Origin of the sequence: Lactobacillus delbrueckii subsp. delbrueckii DSM 20074 = JCM 1012, assembly GCF_001433875.1 — a bacterium.
GTDB classification, from domain to species: domain Bacteria; phylum Bacillota; class Bacilli; order Lactobacillales; family Lactobacillaceae; genus Lactobacillus; species Lactobacillus delbrueckii.
The window spans coordinates 15,954-18,718 of sequence record NZ_AZCR01000025.1 but is presented as its reverse complement, the minus strand read 5'-3'; the positions used below and the strand labels follow the sequence as shown (position 1 = coordinate 18,718).

Sequence of the window (2,765 nt, the reverse complement as noted above, 5' to 3'; positions counted from 1 at the left end):
CCCGATTGAATATCGGAATCATGTTTTAACAACCTTAACGGCGTAATACTAAATTGTCCCAATTTTGGGGGTCACATCAGCTGCATCCTTTTTCTTTGCTGTTAAAACTGATTCATCTTACTTCTTATAGTTTTCTGCCAAAAAGTCCTTCATATTCCGTGGGGTATGGCCCGTGATCCGGGTGAAGTCATCAGTAACTCCGTCCATCAAGCCCATGGCTGCCGCCTTGTACATGGAGGCCAGTTCATCCCCGTCGCCTTCAGACCGGTAGATATTCGCGAATTCTTCTAGGCTGACCGGCTGGTAGCCGATCTTTTCTCCGGTAACTTCAGTCATGATCCGGCTTAATTCAACCATGTTATAGTTCTTTTCCTGGGTCAAAAGGTAAATCTGCTCCTTGTCTCTGAGGTAAGGCCGGACAGCGACATTGGCAATAGCTTCCGCACTGTCTTTTCTTGAGATAAAACTCATCGCCTGATCGCCAACCGGGTAGATCACATTGCCTCTTGCAATCAACTCCGGCAGGTATGGGACCAAGGGGTCAGCCTTTTCTACCTAAGTGGCCGGTTGCGCCAGTAATCGTGTATTTCATTTTGACTTCCTTACAATTTTTCTCCGCTTATTCTTCTTTACTATTTTCTGCCTGCTTTTTCGCGGCTTCTTTAACCAAAATCGTGTCAATCACGTCCTGCAGGCTGATCTTACCTAAAACCGCCTCCGCCGCGATCTCCGCGTGGGAAAAGTAGTCGGTCAAGGTTGGCTGGATGTTGCCGCCGACAATGCAGTCCGGATTTGTTTCGTGGTCGATTGCAAAAAGGGGACTTTTACCTTCAGTTGCTAGATAGATTTCCAGCAGGCTGATGTCTTTTGGCTCCCTTAATAGCTCTGTATCCGGTGACCCATGGGTCGTCTTGATAAAGCCGGCATCCCTTAAATTCGACATTAACCGTCTCACCACAACTGGCGAAGTATTTAAAGAACTGGCGATGATGTTGCTGGACAGAGTGGTCTTTCCTTTGTAGATCACGAGAAAGGTCAAAAGGTGGATGCTGTCACTAAAGCGGGTTGATACTTTCATTTGTTTTTCTCTCCCAAATAATTAGGCAAATCATGTAACTTATCTAATTACCAGTATAGTAACTCAAATTGCTAAAAGCAAGTTCTTTGTCAGCAAGAGCAGAATGAAGCTTATACTCGCCTGGAAGATGCCGACTAAGCAATAGTACTGCTTTTACACTTTTCTTATAAGTAGCTGGCCCAAGATAGAAGGATGAGAAACTATTATAGATTCCTGGCCAAGAAAAAGAAGAAAGCTGTAGCTTTTACCTTTACAAGGGCTAAGAAAGAGTTTATGCTAAGTCGAGAAACCATTTAAGTTACATGAATGCCCTGCGAGATGGAGGGGAAAATGATCGAATACAGCGATGTCGGGATGACCTATGGAGACAATGTCATCTTGAAGCAGATAAATCTTACAATCAATGACGGGGAGCTTTTTGTCTTAGTCGGCCCCAGCGGGAGCGGGAAGACGACTTTGCTCAGAATGATCAACCGTTTAACAGAACCGACTCATGGCGATGTCTACTTAGACGGCAAAAGAGTCAAAGACCACGACCTGCGCCAGCTCCGCCTGCATATGGGCTATGTCCTGCAGACTAGCAGCCTTTTTCCTAACTTAACGGTTGGTGACAATATCACTATCCAGCTGGAAGAAGCCGGAGTCAAAAAGGTTGAACGAAAGAAGCGGGCCTTAGCATTACTGGCCCAGGTTGGCCTGGAAGGGGACAAGTATATCTCCCGGCTGCCCAAAGAACTTTCAGGCGGCCAGCAGCAGCGGGTCGCTATCGCCCGGGCCATGGCCAGCCAGCCCAAATTGATCTTGATGGACGAATCCTTCAGTGCCTTAGACCCGGTCCTGCGCCGCCAGCAGCAAGAGCTCCTACTTGACCTGCACCGGCAAAGCAAGACCACGGTTGTCTTCGTGACCCACGACATGCAGGAAGCCTTGCGTTTAGGGGACCGGATCGGGGTTATCCAGGATGGCTGCCTGCTGCAAGTCGGCAACCCGGAAGAAATCGTGCAAAAGCCAGCCAACTACTTTGTGGCTGACTTCTTCAAGAGCGCCCGGCCACGGCTGGGCACTATGCTTGAGCTTTTGGCTAGTCCATACGTAAATAGAATTACAGAAGAGAATCTGCCGGAAGTTGAGAAAGTCGAAGAAGTCACGGGATTAGCTGAAAAAGCTGGCTTTTTGCAATTTGCCTACCAGGGAGCAGGTTACCAAATCAAGTCCAGCGACCTGTTGCACTACTTTGGAAAATGGGGGGACTAAGAGATGAGTGAATTGATCAATACTATATCGTCGCACCAAGGGCAGATCTGGCAGGCTTTAGGTGAGCACTTGCTCTTATCCATGGAAGCCCTCTTGCTTTCTTGCTTGATCGCCATTCCTTTAGGGATGCTCCTGGCCCACAGCAAAAGAGCCGGGGAAGTGATCTTCCAAATCACCAGTATCATCCAGACCATCCCCAGTCTGGCCCTGCTCGGTCTCTTGATTCCTTTTGTCGGAATCGGGACGACTCCGGCCTTGATCGCCTTGACTGCGTACGGGATCATGCCAATCTACCAGAATACCTACTCGGCTTTAAGAAATATCGATCCCAACTTGGAAGAAGCGGCCGATGCCTTTGGCTTAAGCCGCTGGAAAAAATTATCCCGCCTGGAATTCCCCATTGCCCTGCCCATAATCCTTTCCGGCGTCAGCA

The 2,765-nt window shown here is 48.4% G+C and carries 4 protein-coding genes; 2 read left to right on the top strand and 2 right to left on the bottom strand.

Annotated features, from left to right (window positions below):
- Positions 1-117: 117 nt before the first annotated feature.
- Both FD23_RS04990 and FD23_RS04985 read right to left on the bottom strand, forming a co-directional pair.
- On the bottom strand, positions 118-471 hold the full coding sequence (locus FD23_RS04990) for a Rossmann-fold NAD(P)-binding domain-containing protein (RefSeq protein ID WP_236743887.1): 354 nt from the start codon (positions 469-471) through the stop codon (positions 118-120).
- A 148-nt stretch (positions 472-619) separates the two neighbouring features.
- A complete protein-coding gene (locus FD23_RS04985; protein WP_025895875.1) occupies positions 620-1,078 on the bottom strand; it encodes an Rrf2 family transcriptional regulator in 459 nt (152 codons plus the stop codon).
- A 330-nt stretch (positions 1,079-1,408) separates the two neighbouring features.
- Between FD23_RS04985 and FD23_RS04980 the strand changes: the two genes are divergently transcribed.
- Together FD23_RS04980 and FD23_RS10455 are read left to right on the top strand one after the other, a co-directional pair.
- A complete protein-coding gene (locus FD23_RS04980; protein ID WP_025895873.1) occupies positions 1,409-2,332 on the top strand; it encodes an ATP-binding cassette domain-containing protein in 924 nt (307 codons plus the stop codon).
- A 3-nt stretch (positions 2,333-2,335) separates the two neighbouring features.
- A partial coding sequence (locus FD23_RS10455; protein ID WP_236743886.1) for an ABC transporter permease occupies positions 2,336-2,765 on the top strand: 430 nt, incomplete at its 3' end.

Bases quoted from the DNA above. Each gene is read 5' to 3' on its own strand.
- FD23_RS04990 (WP_236743887.1), bottom strand. From the start codon at position 471: ATGAGTTTTATCTCAAGAAAAGACAGTGCGGAAGCTATTGCCAATGTC.
- FD23_RS04985 (WP_025895875.1), bottom strand. From the start codon at position 1,078: ATGAAAGTATCAACCCGCTTTAGTGACAGCATCCACCTTTTGACCTTT.
- FD23_RS04980 (WP_025895873.1), top strand. From the start codon at position 1,409: ATGATCGAATACAGCGATGTCGGGATGACCTATGGAGACAATGTCATC.